Annotated in this window: 14 protein-coding genes; 4 read left to right on the top strand and 10 right to left on the bottom strand. The window is 72.0% G+C overall.

The features are described from left to right. Nucleotides 1–293: 293 nt before the first annotated feature. Nucleotides 294–1,415 carry an acyl-CoA dehydrogenase family protein gene (locus tag H7H31_RS22290; protein WP_187061499.1) on the bottom strand — a complete coding sequence of 374 codons (1,122 nt, stop codon included), beginning with the start codon at nt 1,413–1,415 and terminating at the stop codon, nt 294–296. A gap of 256 nt (nt 1,416–1,671) precedes the next feature. On the opposite strand from H7H31_RS22290, the gene H7H31_RS22285 reads away from it, so the two are divergent. Further along, a complete protein-coding gene (locus H7H31_RS22285; protein WP_187061494.1) occupies nt 1,672–3,012 on the top strand; it encodes a UDP-glucose dehydrogenase family protein in 1,341 nt (446 codons plus the stop codon). 23 nt (nt 3,013–3,035) lie between these two features. On the opposite strand, the gene H7H31_RS22280 is transcribed toward H7H31_RS22285, so the two are convergent. The 4 genes from H7H31_RS22280 to H7H31_RS22265 all read right to left on the bottom strand — a co-directional run bounded on the left by H7H31_RS22280 (nt 3,036) and on the right by H7H31_RS22265 (nt 7,589). Further along, on the bottom strand, nt 3,036–3,722 hold the full coding sequence (locus H7H31_RS22280) for a response regulator (RefSeq protein WP_187061493.1): 687 nt from the start codon (nt 3,720–3,722) through the stop codon (nt 3,036–3,038). Next, nucleotides 3,719–5,434 (bottom strand): histidine kinase, encoded by a 1,716-nt coding sequence (locus H7H31_RS22275; protein WP_232110022.1) that lies wholly within the window; start codon nt 5,432–5,434, stop codon nt 3,719–3,721. Before H7H31_RS22275 ends, H7H31_RS22280 begins: the two co-directional genes overlap by 4 nt. A 296-nt stretch (nt 5,435–5,730) precedes the next feature. Then, nucleotides 5,731–6,510: an ABC transporter permease gene (locus H7H31_RS22270; protein WP_187062637.1), complete on the bottom strand. Its 780-nt coding sequence runs from the start codon at nt 6,508–6,510 to the stop codon at nt 5,731–5,733. Nucleotides 6,511–6,608: 98 nt separating this feature from the next. Further along, nucleotides 6,609–7,589: an ATP-binding cassette domain-containing protein gene (locus tag H7H31_RS22265; protein ID WP_187062635.1), complete on the bottom strand. Its 981-nt coding sequence runs from the start codon at nt 7,587–7,589 to the stop codon at nt 6,609–6,611. 959 nt (nt 7,590–8,548) lie between these two features. Between H7H31_RS22265 and H7H31_RS22260 the strand changes: the two genes are divergently transcribed. Continuing rightward, nucleotides 8,549–9,352, top strand: a complete 804-nt coding sequence (locus H7H31_RS22260) for a hypothetical protein (protein WP_187118056.1) — start codon at nt 8,549–8,551, stop codon at nt 9,350–9,352. A gap of 104 nt (nt 9,353–9,456) precedes the next feature. Here the strand turns inward: H7H31_RS22260 and H7H31_RS22255 are convergent, their stop codons facing one another. From H7H31_RS22255 to H7H31_RS22245, 3 genes are all read right to left on the bottom strand, one after another. Further along, nucleotides 9,457–9,981, bottom strand: a complete 525-nt coding sequence (locus H7H31_RS22255) for an SRPBCC family protein (protein ID WP_187062633.1) — start codon at nt 9,979–9,981, stop codon at nt 9,457–9,459. 73 nt (nt 9,982–10,054) lie between these two features. Continuing rightward, nucleotides 10,055–10,633 (bottom strand): NUDIX hydrolase, encoded by a 579-nt coding sequence (locus H7H31_RS22250; protein ID WP_187062632.1) that lies wholly within the window; start codon nt 10,631–10,633, stop codon nt 10,055–10,057. Next, a complete protein-coding gene (locus tag H7H31_RS22245) occupies nt 10,630–10,977 on the bottom strand; it encodes a hypothetical protein (protein ID WP_187062631.1) in 348 nt (115 codons plus the stop codon). The genes H7H31_RS22250 and H7H31_RS22245 overlap by 4 nt, the downstream gene beginning before the upstream one ends. 273 nt (nt 10,978–11,250) lie before the next feature. Here H7H31_RS22245 and H7H31_RS22240 point away from each other — a divergent pair, with 273 nt between their 5' ends. Both H7H31_RS22240 and H7H31_RS22235 read left to right on the top strand, forming a co-directional pair. Next, nucleotides 11,251–12,582: a tetratricopeptide repeat protein gene (locus tag H7H31_RS22240; protein WP_187062630.1), complete on the top strand. Its 1,332-nt coding sequence runs from the start codon at nt 11,251–11,253 to the stop codon at nt 12,580–12,582. Between the two features lie 315 nt (nt 12,583–12,897). Further along, nucleotides 12,898–14,100 carry a helix-turn-helix domain-containing protein gene (locus H7H31_RS22235; RefSeq protein WP_187062629.1) on the top strand — a complete coding sequence of 401 codons (1,203 nt, stop codon included), beginning with the start codon at nt 12,898–12,900 and terminating at the stop codon, nt 14,098–14,100. 69 nt (nt 14,101–14,169) lie between these two features. Here the strand turns inward: H7H31_RS22235 and H7H31_RS22230 are convergent, their stop codons facing one another. Together H7H31_RS22230 and H7H31_RS22225 are read right to left on the bottom strand one after the other, a co-directional pair. After that, a complete protein-coding gene (locus H7H31_RS22230; protein ID WP_232110021.1) occupies nt 14,170–15,285 on the bottom strand; it encodes a methyltransferase domain-containing protein in 1,116 nt (371 codons plus the stop codon). A 399-nt stretch (nt 15,286–15,684) separates the two neighbouring features. Further along, the gene (locus tag H7H31_RS22225; RefSeq protein WP_187062636.1) at nt 15,685–16,893 is read right to left on the bottom strand and encodes a dipeptidase; all 1,209 of its coding nucleotides are present in this window, start codon (nt 16,891–16,893) and stop codon (nt 15,685–15,687) included. Nucleotides 16,894–17,002: the final 109 nt, after the last annotated feature.

Genomic DNA, 17,002 nt, shown 5'->3' with positions numbered 1-17,002 from the left:
GCCGCACGCCCCCACCGTCGCCGCGCGCCCGCCACTCGGTTCGCGCCGCGCCTCGGGGGCGCGGCGTGCGCCGGGGCAGCCGATGGCGGCTTGGGGGCAGGGCTGCGAGCTGGGGCCGGGCGCGGGGCCCGGCGCGCCCCGGACGTTCTGGCGTGGCGCCGCGCGCGGGGAACGGAAAACGACCCCCGGCGCGATGCCGGGGGTCGTGGTCCGTACGCGGGTCACGGGTGCGCGGGGGCCGCGGGGCGTGCGGGCCTTGGGTCAGGCCGCGCGGGCGGCATCCGCGACTCCCGCTACGGCAGGTTGCGGGCCATGACGATCCGCTGGACCTGGTTGGTGCCCTCGTAGATCTGCGTGATCTTCGCGTCGCGCATCATGCGCTCGACCGGGTAGTCACGCGTGTAGCCGTAGCCGCCGAGGAGTTGGACCGCGTCGGTGGTGATCTCCATGGCGGCGTCGGACGCGTAGCACTTGGCCGCGGCGCCGTAGAAGGTCAGGTCCTCGTCGGGGCCGCCGGCCGCGACGCGCTCGGACTTGGCCGCCGCCGCGTAGGTGAGCTGCCGCGCCGCCTCCAGCTTCATCGCCATGTCGGCCAGCATGAACTGGACGCCCTGGAAGTCGCCGATCGGCTTGCCGAACTGCTTGCGCTCCTTGACGTACCCCTTGGCGTAGTCGAGGGCGCCCTGCGCGATGCCGAGGGCCTGGGCCGCGATGGTGATGCGGGTGTGGTCCAGGGTCTTCATCGCGGTGGCGAAGCCGGTGCCCTCGGCGCCGAGCAGGCGGTCCGCGGGGATGCGGACGTTGTCGAAGTAGACCTCGCGGGTGGGCGAGCCCTTGATGCCGAGCTTCTTCTCCGGGGCGCCGAACGAGACGCCCTCGTCACCCTTCTCGACGACGAACGCCGAGATGCCCTTGGAGCGCTTCTCCGGGTCGGTGACGGCCATGACCGTGTAGTAGTCGGAGACGCCCGCGTTGGTGATCCACCGCTTCACGCCGTTGAGGACGTAGAAGTCGCCGTCCCGGACCGCCTTGGTCTTCATGCCCGCGGCGTCCGAGCCCGCGTCCGGCTCGGACAGGCAGTACGAGAACATCGCGTCGCCCTTGGCCAGCGGGCCCAGGTACTTCTTCTTCAGCTCCTCGGAGCCGGAGAGGATGACCGGGAGCGAGCCGAGCTTGTTCACGGCGGGGATCAGCGAGGAGGAGGCGCAGACGCGGGCCACCTCCTCGATGACGATCACCGTCGCGAGGGCGTCGGCCCCGGCGCCGCCGTAGGACTCGGGGACGTGCACGGCGTGCAGGTCGTTGGAGACCAGCGCGTCCAGGGCCTCCTGCGGGAAGCGGCCCTCTTCGTCCACCTCGGTCGCGAACGGCGCGATCTTGGCTTCGGCGAGGGCGCGCACCGACTCGCGGAGCATGTCGTGCTCCTCGGCCGGGCGGTAGAGGTCGAATCCGACAGTGTTCTTCTCCGCGGAGGCCACGGTGTCCTCACTCCCTGAGTAGGCGTACCCGAGCGTTAATAACCGTTAAGTAACCCAATCCTAGGGGTGGCGGCCGAGACGCGGGTACGTGAGTTAGACGACAGCGGCTCAGTTTCCCGAATGAGGCCCGGACTATGCTCGGGCCACGCAGTCCGGCCCGCCCTCACCACGATTCGTACCCACGGAGCACAGCATGGCCCCCAAGATCACTGTGATCGGCACCGGGTATCTCGGCGCCACCCACGCCGCGGCCATGGCCGAACTCGGGTTCGAGGTGCTGGGCCTCGACGTCGACCCGAAGAAGATCGAACTGCTCTCCTCGGGCCGGGTGCCGATGTACGAACCGGGCCTTGAGGACCTGCTGCGGCAGCACGTCGCCGGCCACGAGGGCAGCAGCGGGCGGCTGCGGTTCACCACCTCCTACGAGGAGGTCGCCGACTTCGGCGACGTGCACTTCGTGTGCGTCAACACGCCGCAGAAGCAGGGCGAGTACGCCTGTGACATGCGGTACGTGGACAGCGCCTTCGAGTCCCTCGCCCCACTGCTGCGCCGCCCCGCGCTGGTCGTCGGCAAGTCCACGGTCCCGGTCGGCAGCGCGAGCCGGCTCGCCGCGCGCCTGAGCGAGCTGGCGCCGGTGGGCGAGGACGCGGAGCTGGCCTGGAACCCGGAGTTCCTGCGCGAGGGCTTCGCCGTCCAGGACACCCTGCGGCCGGACCGCATCGTCGCGGGCGTCACCAGCGAGCGGGCCGAGAAGGTGCTGCGCGAGGTCTACGCGGCGCCGCTGGCCGCGGGCACGCCGTTCGTGGTGACCGACTTCCCCACCGCCGAGCTGGTGAAGACCTCCGCGAACTCCTTCCTGGCCACCAAGATCTCGTTCATCAACGCGATGGCCGAGGTGTGCGAGGCCGCCGACGGCGACGTGGTCAAGCTGGCCGAGGCGATCGGCCATGACGAGCGGATCGGGAAGAAGTTCCTGCGCGCCGGGATCGGGTTCGGCGGCGGGTGCCTGCCCAAGGACATCCGGGCCTTCATGGCCCGCGCCGGCGAACTCGGCGCCGACCAGGCCCTCACCTTCCTCCGCGAGGTCGACTCGATCAACATGCGGCGGCGCGGCCACATGGTCGAACTGGCCCGCGACGCCGTCGGCGGTTCCTTCCTGGGCAAGCGGGTCGCGGTGCTGGGCGCCGCGTTCAAGCCGGACTCGGACGACGTACGGGACTCGCCGGCCCTCAACGTGGCCGGTCAGATCCACCTCCAGGGTGCGCAGGTCACGGTGTTCGACCCGAAGGGGATGGACAACGCGCGCGCCCTCTTCCCCACCCTGGGGTACGCCCCGAGCGCCCTGGACGCGGTGCGCGGCGCCCATGTCGTACTGCATCTGACGGAGTGGCGCGAGTTCCGCGAGCTGGACCCGGAGGAGCTGGGCGGCGTCGTCGACGACCGCCGCATCCTCGACGGCCGCAACGCGCTCGACCCCGAGGTCTGGCGCCAGGCCGACTGGACGTACCGCGCCCTGGGCCGCCCCCGCCTCTGAGACCCCCCGGGGCCGCGACGGCGTCATGGCGCGGGACGCACCAGTCGCGTGTCGTACGCCAGGATCACCGCCTGCACCCGGTCGCGGGCGCCCGTCTTGGCGAGGATGCGGCTGATGTGGGTCTTGACCGTGGACTCGGCGAGCCGGAAGCGGGCGCTGATCTCCGCGTTGGACCAGCCCTTGCCGATCACGGTGAGGATTTCCCGCTCCCGCTCGGTGAGGGCCTCAAGCCGCGGGTCCAACGCGCCATCCGCACGACTCCCGCCCGGCCCGCCGCCCGGCGTCGGCAGCCGGTCCGCGTAGGCGTCGAGCAGGCGGCGGGTCAGGCCCGGGGCGACCACGGCGTCGCCGCTGGCCACCGCGCGGATGCCGGCGAGCAACTCCTCCGGCTGGGCGTCCTTGACCAGAAAGCCGCTGGCCCCGGCGCGCAGCCCGGCGTACGCGTACTCGTCGAGGTCGAACGTGGTCAGGATCAGCACACGGCTGCGGTCGCCGGCGGCGACGATGCGGCGAGTGGCCTCCACGCCGTCCAGGCCCGGCATCCGGACGTCCATCAGGACGACGTCGGGACGCAGTTCGGCGGTCTTGCGGACGGCCGCGGTGCCGTTGTCCGCCTCGCCGAGGACCGCCATGTCGTCCTGGCTCTCCAGCAACATGCGGAAGCCGAAGCGCTGCAACGGCTGGTCATCGACGATGAGGACCGTCGTCACGACGCGCCACCCACCTCTCGCCTCTCGCACGCCCCGGGCACAGTGCCCGTCACCTGCCCGCCCCACCCCTCGCGCGACCCGCGCCCGATACCCGTCCCCTGTGCGTCCTGTGCGTCGCGTGCAGCGCGTGACTCGCGTGAGTTCCGTGCGCTGTGGGAATCGTGTGTGTCCCACGCGTCCCGTGCGCCGTGTGCGTCCCGTACGGCGCGTGCGCTGTGGGCGACGCCTGTGTCCCGCACGACGTCAGCCTTCCGACCTTGCGGGGCGGTCCCGCCGAGGGCGGAGCCCGCGCCCCGGAGGTCGGGCGCACCGGGCTTGGCATCCGGCCGGGGCTCGGCGTCCGGCCGCGGTTCCGTGTCCGGTCGGGGCTCGGCATCCGGCTGCGGTTCGGTGTCCGCGCCGCGGGGGGTCGGTGGGCGTGGGGGTGGGGTGGCGGGGGACGCGGGGAGTTCCAGGCGTACGTGCCAGCCGCCGTCGGAGCGCGGGCCCGCGGTGAGGGCTCCGTCGTAGAGCGCGGCCCGTTCGCGCATGCCGCGCAGGCCCCTGCCCTGGTGGCCGCCGCCCGTCGCGAGCTGTCCGTGTCGTAGCTGGCGCGCGGGCCCGCCCGTGTCGATGACGGCGACGGAGAGCGCGTGCGGCGCGTGCGTCACCTCGACCATGGCCGTGGCCTGTGGGCCCGCGTGCTTGAGCGTGTTGGTCAGCGCCTCCTGTACGACCCGGTACACGGTCAGCTCGCGGCCGGGTGAGCCCGGCGCGGGCGTGCCGCGCTCCGACAGGCGCACCGGCAGCCCCGCCTCCCGCACCCGGTCCACGAGTGTGCCGAGGTCGGCGAGCGTGGGCTGCGGGCCGAGTTCGGGTTCGGGCTGCGCGTCCGTGTCATCGTCGTCGCGCAGCACGCCGAGCAGTCTGCGCAGCTCGTCCAGCGCCTGCCGGCTGGTGGCGCCGATCGCCGTCAGCGCCTGGGCCGCGCGCTCGGGGCTCTTGCGCGCCGCGTACGAACCGCCGTCGGCCAGGCCGGTGATGACCGAGAGGTTGTGGCCGATGATGTCGTGCATCTCGCGGGCGATGCGGGCGCGTTCGGCGGCGGCGGCGAGCTGGGCCTGCTGGTCGCGTTCGACCTCAAGCTGGCGGGCCCGTTCCACGAGCGAGGCCGTGTAGTCGCGGCGGCTGCGGACCGCTATGCCGAGCAGCGCCACCACGACACTGCCCGTGACGACGGGGAGGAACGCCTGCCCCCAGTCCCCCTCGGGCCAGCGCGTCGCGCCCACCGCGGCCTGCGTGACGACCAGCGCGCCGGCGACCGTCAGGGCCTTGCCCGGCAGCCGCAGGGCGATGCAGAAGAGCACGATCAACTGCCCCAGCTGGCCGACCTGGAGCCGCGTACCCACCCACGCGTCCACCAGGCCGATCACCGACATGGCGGCGAACGCGGCCAGCGGGCGTCTGCGGTGCCAGGGCAGTGCCAGGACGAAGCCCGCCGCCATGGCGGCCACCAACGCCACCGGCACCTCGTCGGAGTGGGCGATCCGCCGCCAACTGCCGCCGCCCACGTCCACGCTGGCCGCTGCGGCGAACACCAGCGTCAGCAGCGCGTCCCACAGCACCGGGCGGCGGGCGTCGAGGGCACGCACCCGCCGCGCGGCCCGGTGCGCCCATCGGATCGGATACGGGCCACTCGGCGTCCACTCCTGGACGCCCCCCACCGCGCTCATCCCCGCCCACCCCTCGTTCGTCGCTCTCCCCCGTGCCGGCCTCACGTCGGCCGACCCCGTACCGGCCCTGCTTCACCCGGCCCCGCGCCGGCCCCACGTCGGCCAGCCCCCGCGCCGGCCCCACGTCGGCCGGCCCCATGCCGAGCCTGCTTCGGCCGGCAGGGTGTCGGGCGGGCCGCCCGTACGCGCCGCCCACCCGGCACCATCCTCGTACCCCGCGCACCGGCCGCCCGCCCCGCGGGTGGGCGCACGTCCGGCGTCACGCGCCCGCCCCGCGCGCCGGCCGGGCCCGTCGCTCACACGTCCCGGCGGCGCAGGAACAGCGCCGCCACCGCCAACGTCGCCGCGACCGAGCAACACAGGGCGAACAGGGCCGGGCCCGGGGCCAGCATGTCGGGGCCTGGGTCCACCATCATCAGGGCCTGCGCCGCCTTGCTCGGCAGGCAGGCGACGATGTCGTCCACCACGTCGTACGGCAGCAGCCCGACCACCTCGGGCAGCACGAGCACCGCCCCTATGTACGCGCCGATCGCCGCCGGAACGCTGCGCAGCAGCGCGCCGAGCCCCAGGCACAGCAGGCCGAGGAGGGCGATGCCCACCGCCGCCCCGCACAGCGCCCGCGCCACGCCGGGATCGCCGAGGCCCGCCGCCATGTCCGTGCCGGACAGGAAGACCTGGGCCAGGGGGAAGGTGAGGAAGACGGTCGCGAACATGACCGCGAGGGCCACACTGCCGAAGACGACCGCCTTGGCCCACAGCACGGGCAGCCGGCGCGGCACGGCGGTGAGGGAGGCCCGGATCATGCCGGACGCGTACTCCCCGGCGGTCACCAGCACGCCGAGCACGGCGAGCAGGATCTGCCCGAACTGCGTGCCCAGTAGCGTGAGTTCGACGGGCTCGATGCCGTCGCCGTCACCGCTCTGGTACGTCCCCGCGACCACCGCGCCGAGGCCGGCGGTCACCAGCAGGGTGGCGGCGAGGATGCTCCAGGTCGAGCGCAGTGACCACAGCTTGGCCCACTCCGAGCGGACCACGCGCGGCCAGGTGACCCGGTAGTCGACGGGCGGGCCGGCCACGGCGACCGTGGGCGAGCCCGCGCTCCGCCGCCGGGGCTGGCGCTGCTGCCGGGGCTGGCCCTGCTGGGACTGGGTGACGAGGTCGTCGGGTCGGCCGGTCACGTGGCGGCTCCTTGGGACGCGGTGGCGTGCTGTGAGGTGGGGGTGGGCTGAGGGGTGGTCGGGTCGTCGTCGTGGGCCACGTACTCCACCGCGTCCCGCGTCAGCTCCATGAACGCCTCCTCCAACGAGGCGCGGCGCGGCGTGAGTTCGAAGACGGGTATGCCGTGTGCCGCCGCGGTGCGGCCGATGCGCTCGCCGTCGGCGCCGGTGACCCGCAACGTGTCCGGGCGGCCGTCGGCCGCCTCGATCCGCACGTCGGGGCCCGCGAGCAGGGCCCGTAGCCGGTCCGCCTCCGGCGAGACGACCGTGATCTCCCCGAGCCCCGCGTCGCGCACGAACCGCTCCACCGTGGTGTCGGCGAGCAGCCGGCCGCGTCCGATGATGATCAGATGCTCCGCGGTGACCGCCATCTCACTCATCAGGTGCGAGGAGACGAAGACCGTACGGCCTTCGGCCGCGAGGGACTTGAGCAGGTTGCGTATCCATAGCACGCCCTCCGGGTCGAGCCCGTTGACCGGCTCGTCCAGGATGACCGTGGCCGGGTCGGCGAGCAGCGCGGCGGCGATGCCGAGCCGCTGCCCCATTCCGAGGCTGAACCCCTTGACCCGCCGGTCGGCCGCCTCGCCGAGCCCCACCCGGTCGATGACCGCGTCCACCTGGCGGCGCGGTATGCCGTGGGTGTGCGCGAGGGCCTGGAGGTGCGCTCTGGCCGTGCGGCCGGGGTGGATGGAGCGGGCTTCGAGCAGCGCGCCGACCTGACGTAGCGGCGCGGGGTGGCTGGCGTACGCGCGGTCGCCGATCGTGGACCGGCCGCTGGTGGGGGCGTCGAGCCCGAGCAGCATCCGCATCGTCGTCGACTTGCCGGCGCCGTTCGGGCCGAGGAACCCGGTGACCATGCCCGGCCGCACGGTGAAGGTCAGGTCCCGCACGACGGTCTTCTCGCCGTACCGCTTGGTGAGCCCGTAAGCCCTGATCATCGCTGTGCTCCCGTCATCCCGGCGCCCCTTGGCTGGGCCACCCCGCGGCCTGGCCCGCGCGTATCGGAGCACGTCAGAGCAGGCGCGTCGGCGCACGCCCTGACGTGCGGGCCCGGTGCTCCCGTGGCCCACATCCGACGTTAGGCACGGCGCCGCCCCCACTCGTCAGCCCGCGGTCCGCTGCGGGCCGGCCGGACGTAGTACCGGGGTACGACGGGTCCCCTGGGGGATGCCACGGCGGGGCGCGGGCGAGGTAAGGGGAGGGCCGGTGGCGAAGTTCCGCGCGGTGATCAGGCGCGGTGAGTGGCGTATGGAACGCACACCACGTGCGTTCGGAGGTGCGGCGTCGGGTGTTCAGGCCAGTTTGGCGACTGCCCCTGACGAAACGCGCACCAGCCCGCAGAGCGGGTCGGTACCGTCGTGACCATGGCGACGGGGGCGGCCGGCCCTGCCGACGGGGCGATGCGGGTGGTGCGGCGGCTGTACGCGCTCGTGAGCATCCCGCTGTACCTGCCTGCGTACCCGCCCGTACCCGCTGCGCCTGTGGTTCCTTCACCGCAAGGGAGCGGCGCTGGGGTCAGCGCCTGTCCCCGGGGACGACGTGCGCTGCCGGCTGTCGACCGTCGTCCCGCTGTGGTCCTTGACCGACGAACAACTCTGCCCTGGGAGGGCGCATGCCTGACCCCGACTCCCCAGCGAGCCAGTCGGCCAGCGAAGGGGACTCAGGAACTCCCGTGCCGGACACGCCGGCGGCGCGACGCCACGTCGCAGGCGAAGCACCTCGGTCCACCCCGACTACGGACAGCCCTGAGCCAACCTCGCCACCGGCACGTGGCGCATCCGCCGGTGGCGGCACAGCCAGAGGTCTACCTGACCTCATCGCCGAGGTGGCATTGCCCGGAATAGCCGACTCACCGTCCACCGGGAGGCGCAAGAGGATCTGGGTGACGTTGGCCGTCGTGACCGTACTCGCTCTTTTGGGCTGGGCCTTCCCCTACACACTCGATTACCTCTCGACGGAAACGACGACTCGTCGCGCGAAAGAAGCGGAAGAAAAGATTGACCGAGAAGGGCCTGCTTTCACCTCACGTGTCAGAGAGGAAGAAGTAGGGCTTGACGGCGGAGTGGTTATTACCATGGACCGCCCACTCACCCCCGCCGAAAGCGAGACGCTCACGACGGCCGACCTGGGAAAGGAAGAAGATGTCAGAAGGTTCAACAAGCTCGTGGCGTCACACGGCGGGGAGAAGCTGAACGTACCCGCAGGTCGCACCGATCCGTACACGAGGGTCTGGCTCATGGACCTGTTCAGCGACAGGGCGGCGAGCCTTTCCATCGTCGGAATGCGCGCCAAGGACCTGAGGTGTGAACCGGCTTCCGCAAAGACCGTCCTGCATTTCCCTCCGCAAGGCGCAGGCACCTACGAAGGCATGTGGTTCGACCTGTCAAAAAATCCCTATCCAACCATCGCTGACCGCAGCGACAAACATTTCGGAAAGCCGTTCTTCAGTTACAAGAAGATTGACCTGGGGAACGGCGCCACCCCCGGCGGCCTACGAGTGGGGGTCACGTCGGGAGCGAAGGACTGCGACTGGGTATTCGAAGTGGAGTACAGGGACGCCGAGGGAACTCACACACAGCAAATCAAGAACGGGGAGAAGAGATTCACCATTGACGGATACCCGGAGCATCCCGAGCAAACTTTCGTGAGCTTCGGGCCGCCCGACTACTTCAAAGATTGCAGCACCGACGCAGCGTGTTGATGACCGCGTTCTCCGTGGAAGGGGCGCAGGGCGCGGGCCCGGGGGGCGAGCCCTGAAGGGGCGGGCCCCTTCAGGGCGGAGGCGTCAGCGTCGGCGTGCTGACGTCAGTCGCTGACGGCCAGGTCAGCCAGGTGCCTGAGCGAGTTGGAGAGGTGGTCCGGGCCGAACATCGGGAACTCCAGGTACTGCCGGATGGACGGCGGCACCTCGGTCCAGTCGTAGGTGAGCGTCACCTCCGTCTCGGACGGGCCCAGCGGCACCAGGTCGTACCGCCAGAACCAGCCGCCGAACGTCAACTGGCCGTCCTCCTTCTCCTCCCCGGTCAGCCAGCCGATCGCGCGCGGCGCGTCGAACACGTGGACCTTGTTGGCCACCTGGTAGTCACCGTTGGGGTGGTTGGGGTGGTACATGGCCATCCGGAAGATCTGCCCCTCCTCGGCCAGCGGCGCCCGCTCGACGGCCTCCTGCACCCACCCGGTGCCGTCGATCGCCGCGTGCGTCGCCGGATCCGCCAACACGGCGAACACCCGCTCGGCGGGCGCGGCGACCGTCAGCGTGGCACTCACGTACTCCCGGTCTCCGCCCTTGCCCTGTTCACGACTCTGTTCACGGCTCTGTCCCTGGCCCACGGTCCGCGGCTCCTCGTCGTCTCGTCCGTGCTTTGCGTCTGTCGCGGACACGGTAGGTGACGCGAGGTGTCGATCAACGGCACTCCTCACCCCGGGAGTTGCGCCGGCCGGGTGGAGCTGAGCGCCGAGCGGGCCACTCATGGTCGACGGCGGGGGCGGGGCGGGCAGTCGAGCCACCCGTTGCGGGCGCGCTCACGATGAACGCCGGGATCGCCGCGACCGCCGCGCCCAGGGCCGAGGCCAACCCCACGTCATCGGCCAGCGCGTCCGTACCGGCCCAGCGCCGCTGGTGCGGGCAGGCGGGTGAGCAGGCGCAGCGGGGTCCGTCCGCCGCGCGAACATCGCCCTCGGCCACCCAGCCACCGTCGACGATGACGATCAACTCCTCCGGCTCCCGGTCCGCGGGCGCCCGCTGGTCGATGGCCAGTACGCGGTGGGCGTTCGGCAAGGTCAGGCCGAGTGCGTACGCGGTACGTTCCGCCGCGACCATCAGCGGTTCGCCCGGCCGTAGCAACACACTGGGCACCTGCCAGGGGCCCGCGCCCGTACGGACCTGCAACACGCGCGGCCAGCCCGCCGAGAGGTCCCCGGGGTGGTCGGGGTCGCGTGGCCGCCACACCAACAGACTCACGCGTACCTGCCGTTCCGTCATGCCGTCCCTCCCGTACCTCGACGCCACTCCTCCACACCCAGGCCACAGTCCTCGGGCGCCTTGCCGTTGGTCGTCATCACCCCGGCCGCGTCCGCGCCGTCCGACCAGAGGAAGCTGCCCGGACCGGTCAGCGCGTCCAGGGCGAGTTGGACGCGGTGCGCGTTGGGCCGCAGGTCACCGGCGGCAAGGCCGACGGGGTCGAACAGGCTCAGCTCGTAGGCGTGCTGGAACGCGCAGTCCGACACCGGCCGCCACCCGGGCCCGGCGCCGCGCCCGGCATCCGCGAGGAAGAACCGCAACACGCAGCCCAGCGCGGTCCTTACGGTGTGCTGCCCGGTCAGCACGGAGCATCTCCTCCCGCACCGGTGGGTCACTCTGTCCCTGGGTTGATCCATGACTCCCTGTCTCCTCCAGGCGCGGTACGCCCATGGCACGCGCGACGTGGGGCGCTTCTCCGCGCCGTGCGTGGCGGGGGAAAGCCGCAGCGGGCTGGACGCCGCTCGCTCGCGCATTCCGATCTCGCTCTAGGCAACCGATCGCTTACGCTCGGCGGTACCGTCACTGAAGGCGTCGGCTTAAAAGCCGTAAAAAGTCTTCCAGCACGAGGAGTTGAGGGCATGTCTGATCGCCTGCCCAACGCGCACCTGGAGCGGTTGTTCCGCGAGACCGGCTGGACGTTGCGCCAGTTCGCCCAACAGGTGAACCGGTTGGCGACGGAACAGGGGGCACCCAGGTCCTACAGTCCGCAGACGGCGCGGGCCTGGCTCCAGGGCCACATGCCGAGGACAGAGACCCGACCGCTCATCGTCGAGGCTTTGGCGCGCCGCCTCGGACGGCCGGTGCACCCGGCAGACGCGGGTTTCCCCGCGCCGACCGACGATGAGGCCGGCGCACCCAGCACCGTTGCGGACCTCGTACGTCTCGGCAGTGACGACATGAGCCCTACGCGACGCGGCATCGTGGGAGCCGGACTCTTCTCCGCGGCCCTCGCCATTCCTGACTGGCCCGATGTCGTGGGGCGTATGGAGGCTGCCCGGAAGGGCCAGATGCGGCGCATAGGGATGCCCGAGGTTCACATGGTCACGGCCATGACCGAACGCATCTCGGAGTTGGACGACCAATTCGGCGGTCGGCACGCCCGCCCCATGGCAGCAGCGTTCCTGGTGAACACGGTGGCTCCGTACCTGCACACGGAGGCGCCGGAATCCGTACGCAAAGCGATGCTCTCGGCCGCCGCCGACCTCTGCTATCTGACGGGCTACATGGCCGTGGACGAGGGGCTTAACGGGCTGGCCCAGCGGTACTACGTACAGGCGCTGAAACTCGCCGGCGCCGCCGATGACCACCTCACGTACTGCACCACCCTTCGCGGCATGAGTGTGCAGGCCGTCGATCTGGGCCACAGCCAGACAGCGATGAGGCTCGCCGACGCCGCCGCGGCGGCATCCCCGCAGGCAGGGCCCCGCATGCGGGCCTTCCTGGCGGGCCAGCAGGCGCACGCGGCGGCCCTGGGCAACGAGGGAAAGGCGCTCACCTACCTCCGCGAAGCCGAAGTGGCCATGGAAAAGGCCGAGGCGCGATCCAAGACCTTCGGTTCCTACAATCCCTCTTCCCTGGCCTACCACGTGGGGCAGGTGCGCTACGCATTGGGCGATATCGCTGGATCGATCGACGCACTCCAGGAATCCGACAAACTGCGGCACCATTCGCTCCAGCGGAATCGCGTCCGATATCTGTCCATCCTCGCCGAGCGGCAGTGCGAATTCGGGCACCTGGAAGCGGCATGCCAGACCTGGGGAATGGCCGTTGAGATCTATCCGCAGGTCCAATCGGGGCAGTGTGATCGCGCGATGCGCGCCATGAACGAACGCATCCGCCCCTACCGGAAGAACCAAACAGCGCGTGACCTCTACGAGCGGGCGCGGCTCGTCTGCCCCGCCCCCGCGTGAGCCTGTACAGGGCCCGGCGAGCGCTGAGTTGTCGCGCTACGGAGCGCACTCCCATGCGCCGGGCTCTGCTCGCCGAGCGCCGAGGCGGCATGGTGGAGGGCAGGGAGTCGACGGCGGGGGCCGTGGAACGATGGATCGCGAACGCCGCGCTCGTTCCTCGTGCGTGAAACGCTGCCGATATCTATCGTTTCGCCCTCGACTCCCCCGTACTACCTCCTGCGCGACACGCGAGCGAGCGTCACCGTCCGCCGGGGTGCGGTGTAGCCGGTGCACGCGCCGGGTCTGTCGTGTGCCCCGCGCGGGGAAGCTTCCCCCATGAGCAGCACCACGGCGGACACCCCGCCGACGCCCGGAGAGAACATCGCCGTCCTCCGCAAAGCACGGGGCATCGGACAGGCCAAGCTCGCGAAGCGCAGTGGGTTCTCGGTGAGTTGTCTCAGCAAGGTGGAGACGGGACTGCGCCCCGCGACGCCTCAATTCGTAGCGGCCGTTGCCGCCGCGCTCCGCGTGACGACCGCCCGCGTCTACGGACAGCCGTTCGCCGACACGTCGCAGCAGGCCGAAGGGCTCGACGTGCTCCGGGCGGCCGTTCGCCGACACACCCTGCCGCGCGAGGACGCGCTACCGCCTGCGGCCTTGCTCAGCGCGGTGCGCGAGGCGGTGGACCTGCGGGCGCAGACCCGCTACCTGGATCTGCTGGCACTGCTGCCCAAGCTGCTGGGGCAAGCCACGGCGAGCGCCTTCGAGGCCCCTGGGGACGCGACGGCTTGGGCCCAGGTGGCGGACCTGTACGGATGTGCGTACGGCGTGGCCCACCGGCTCGGGCAGGCCGATCTCGCCGACATGATCGTCTCCCGGCAGACGTGGGCAGCCCGGCAGACGTGGGCGCCGGACGTCGAGGCGTCCGCGGCGTGGAACGAGGCCGGCACGTACCAGACCGCCGGGCAGTACGACGACGGCCTGGCCGTCATCGAGCGGGCCATCAGCGCGTACGAGCGAGCCACGCGCGCTCTCGGTGCCACGCCCGAGCGGCTGGTCTCCCTGGGCTCTCTGCACCTGCGCGGCGTCGTCCTCGCGTCGCGGCACCGGGATGCCGCGGCCACCGAGGCGCACGTCACCAAGGCCAAGACCCTTGCGGAGCAGCTCCCGAGGGACGTGCTCGCGCACAACCTCACGTTCGGGCCCGGCAACGTCGCCCTCTACGAGCTGGCCGCCCACATCGAGTTGGACAGGCCGGCCGACGCGGCGCGGATGGCGACGCCCCTGCTGGCTTCCCCGCCCGCCGGCCTCCGCCCCACGCGGGTGGGGCGCCTGGCCATCGACGCCGCCCGGGCGCACCTCGCGGTGCGCGGGTACGAGGAGGCCGAACGGGCACTGGGGCAGGCGTTCGCGGTGGCCCCGGAGATGGCCGCGGTGCACCCGATGAGCCGCGAGGTCATCCGCGTTCTCTTCGTCCTCAACCAGCGCACGCGGCCTCGCCTGCTGGAGATGGCGCGCCGGGTCGGCCTGGCCACGTAGCCGGTATGCCCGTCACCTGAGCGGCACCCTGGCCAGGGGCAGTGGCCAGGGACAGTCGACGCCCAGCCATCACGACCGCTCGACCGCCGGAGGCACCCGCTCAACCCACCACCGCCTCCCCGTCACCGGGTCGCCGCTCCAGACGCACTGCTCCTCGCGGGTGCGGGTCATGCCGAAGTCGTACACCGTGGGTGAGCCGGCCCGTTGCCAGTCGCGCCAGGCGGCGTCGAGTTCGGCGGCGAGGCGGCGCGGGCCGCCCTGATAGGCGACGGTGGGGCCGGCGGCTGGGTTGACGATGGTCGCCCAGGACGAGTGGCCGTCGTGCAGCCAGGCGGTCGCTCGCCGGTCGGGGAGCGCCTCGGTGCGCACCCGCACGTCGGGCAGGGCGACCCGCAGCGCGAACAGGAGGTTGGCGTCGGTGTGCAGCAAGGCCAGGTCGTCCCGTGCCATGGGGGTCTCCTCGTCCGGCGGGTCGGCTCCCCTGACCGTTTCCCACGGCCGGCCCTGGTCCGTTCCACGGCTGGGCATGAAGGTCGCCAGCCCCTGCATCCAGCCGCTCGCCGAGCGGCCGTCGGCGGCGACGGTGAGGGCGACATGGCCGAGCCGTCCCCACGGGGCCACGATCCGGCCGCCGGGTCGCGTCTGCTCGACCCAGGCCCAGGGGACGAGGTCGACGGCGTAAGTGGCCATGACCCGGTGGAAGCGGCCGTGCGCGGGCGCTCCCCGCGTGCCGTCGCCGGTCAGCACGGTGACGCGGGCGCCGGCCGCCGACACGTTCCGCCGCGCGAGGTCGGACAGTCGGGGGTCGGCCTCGATGGTGGTGACCCGCCCGTCGGGGCCGACGCCGTGTGCCATGAGCGCCGCGTTGCGACCCGTCGCCGCGCCGAGTTCGAGGACGGCGTGGCCGGGCTCCAGCATCAGGGAGTCGAGCATGTCGGCCACCACCGCCTCACAGCTCAGGCTGGAGCTGGGGAAGCCGTCCGTCACCTGGATGACGGTGGAGTCGTACGGGCCGCCGTAGACGAGATCGGCCCACCGGCCCGGGGTCGCGGTTCGATCGACAGGCGCGTACGCGTGGCCTGACCAGGCGCAGAGCCGGTCCGGGGCGAAGGCGTGGCGCGGTAGGGCCCGCATGGCGGGGCGGACCCACGGGGAGCCCGCCGGCCACAGGCCCCTGCTCGCCATGGCGTTGTCCAACCGGTTCTGGCGGCGGCGGAGTCGGGGCGCCGGCACGGCTACTTCCGCCGGTTGCCCGAGGGCGGCGGCGGGTCGGGCACCTTCCCGTCGGAGTTGCCGGGTGGCGGCTTCCCCTGGCCGGGGTCCGGGTCCGGCTTGCGGTGATCGCCCATGGCGGCCCCTTCTGGCTGTCCTGGCTGCCTCCCGGTCGGAGGCTGACACCAGCATGGGGGTGGGCGGGCGGCCGGGGCTCGCGAAGGACAGAAGTGGCCATCGTCCGATCACCACCGGCCGCGACGGCGCCAAGCCCAACCACCCACGGTCAGAAGGCCGTGTCTGGCCGGCGCCGGGCCTGCTTCAGCCCGGCTGCCAGCTTCACCCCGCCCCACCCCACCCCAGCCGCACGCGCTACCGCCTGCTCTTGCCGTCCAGCGCCTCGAAGGTGGCGATCGACGGGCCCCGGCGGGTTCGCAGGTCGCGGGAGACGTCCTCCGCCGCGCGGAGGACCCGGACCGCGTTCTTCCACGTCAGCTTGGCCAGGTCGGCGTCCGACCAGCCGCGGTCGAGGAGTTCGGCGATGAGGGTGGGGTAGCCGGAGACGTCGGCGAGGTCGGCGGGGGTGAAGGCGACGCCGTCGTAGTCGCCGCCGATGCCCAGGTGGTCGACGCCCGCGACCTCGCGCATGTGGTCCAGGTGGTCGGCGACCGTCTTGGCCGTGGCCAGCGGGCGTGGGTTCGCCGCCTCGAACGCGCGCTGCACCCGCATGCCCTCGGCGGAGGTGTCCAGCGGGTGCAGGCCGTTGGCGCTCATGTTGGAGTCGGCGGCCAGGGTCCACTCGATGGCCTCGGGCAGGATGAACTTCGGTACGAACGTCACCATCGCCACGCCGCCGTTGGCGGGCAGTTGCTCGAGGACGCCGTCCGGGATGTTGCGCACGTGGTCGCAGACGGACCGCGCCGACGAGTGCGAGAAGATCACCGGGGCCTCGCTGGTGCGCAGCGCGGCCCGCATCGTGGTGGGGGCCACGTGGGAGAGGTCCACGAGCATGCCGAGGCGGTTCATCTCGCGCACGACCTCGTGCCCGAAGGGGCTGAGGCCGCCCACGCCCGGGTCGTCGGTGGCCGAGTCCGCCCAGGGCACGTTGTCGTTGTGGGTGAGCGTCATGTAGCGGACGCCCAGTTCGTACAGGGCGCGCAGGGTACCCAACGAGCAGTCAATGGAGTGGCCGCCCTCGGCGCCCATGAGCGAGGCGATCCGGCCCTCGGCGCGGGCCGCCTCCATGTCGTCGGCGGTCAGGGCGAGTCGCAGGTCGTCGGGGTAGCGGTCGACGAAGCGGCGTACGACGTCGATCTGTTCCAGGGTCGCGCTGACCGCCTGGTCGCCGGCGTAGTCGGAGCGGACGAACACCGACCAGAACTGCGCGCCGAGGCCGCCGGCCCGCATGCGCGGGATGTCCGTGTGCTGGTGGGCGCTCAGGTCGGTGGCCAGGTCGCGCTCGTCGAGGTCGTAGCCGATCTCCCGCAGCGCCCAGGGCAGGTCGTTGTGGCCGTCGACCACGGGGTACTCGGCGAGCAGTTCGCGGGCGCGGGCCAGGAGTTCGGGGGCGGGGGCGACCACGGCCGGCCCGGATTCCGACTGCTGCCCGTCGCTGGCGCCTTCACGTGACACGGTCACTCACATCCCCATCGTCGCTGTCGCGCGCGCTGTCGCTGGCGCGTGCGGTGGT

The sequence above is a fragment of the Streptomyces buecherae genome (assembly GCF_014295035.1).
Taxonomy (GTDB): domain Bacteria; phylum Actinomycetota; class Actinomycetes; order Streptomycetales; family Streptomycetaceae; genus Streptomyces; species Streptomyces youssoufiensis.
This window is presented reverse-complemented; position numbering and strand designations above follow the sequence as displayed.

Coding starts and splice junctions, on each gene's coding strand:
- H7H31_RS22290 (WP_187061499.1), bottom strand. CDS start 1,415: ATGCTCCGCGAGTCGGTGCGCGCCCTCGCCGAAGCCAAGATCGCGCCG.
- H7H31_RS22285 (WP_187061494.1), top strand. CDS start 1,672: ATGGCCCCCAAGATCACTGTGATCGGCACCGGGTATCTCGGCGCCACC.
- H7H31_RS22275 (WP_232110022.1), bottom strand. CDS start 5,434: ATGAGCGCGGTGGGGGGCGTCCAGGAGTGGACGCCGAGTGGCCCGTAT.
- H7H31_RS22265 (WP_187062635.1), bottom strand. CDS start 7,589: ATGATCAGGGCTTACGGGCTCACCAAGCGGTACGGCGAGAAGACCGTC.
- H7H31_RS22250 (WP_187062632.1), bottom strand. CDS start 10,633: ATGACGGAACGGCAGGTACGCGTGAGTCTGTTGGTGTGGCGGCCACGC.
- H7H31_RS22240 (WP_187062630.1), top strand. CDS start 11,251: ATGTCTGATCGCCTGCCCAACGCGCACCTGGAGCGGTTGTTCCGCGAG.
- H7H31_RS22235 (WP_187062629.1), top strand. CDS start 12,898: ATGAGCAGCACCACGGCGGACACCCCGCCGACGCCCGGAGAGAACATC.
- H7H31_RS22230 (WP_232110021.1), bottom strand. CDS start 15,285: ATGGCGAGCAGGGGCCTGTGGCCGGCGGGCTCCCCGTGGGTCCGCCCC.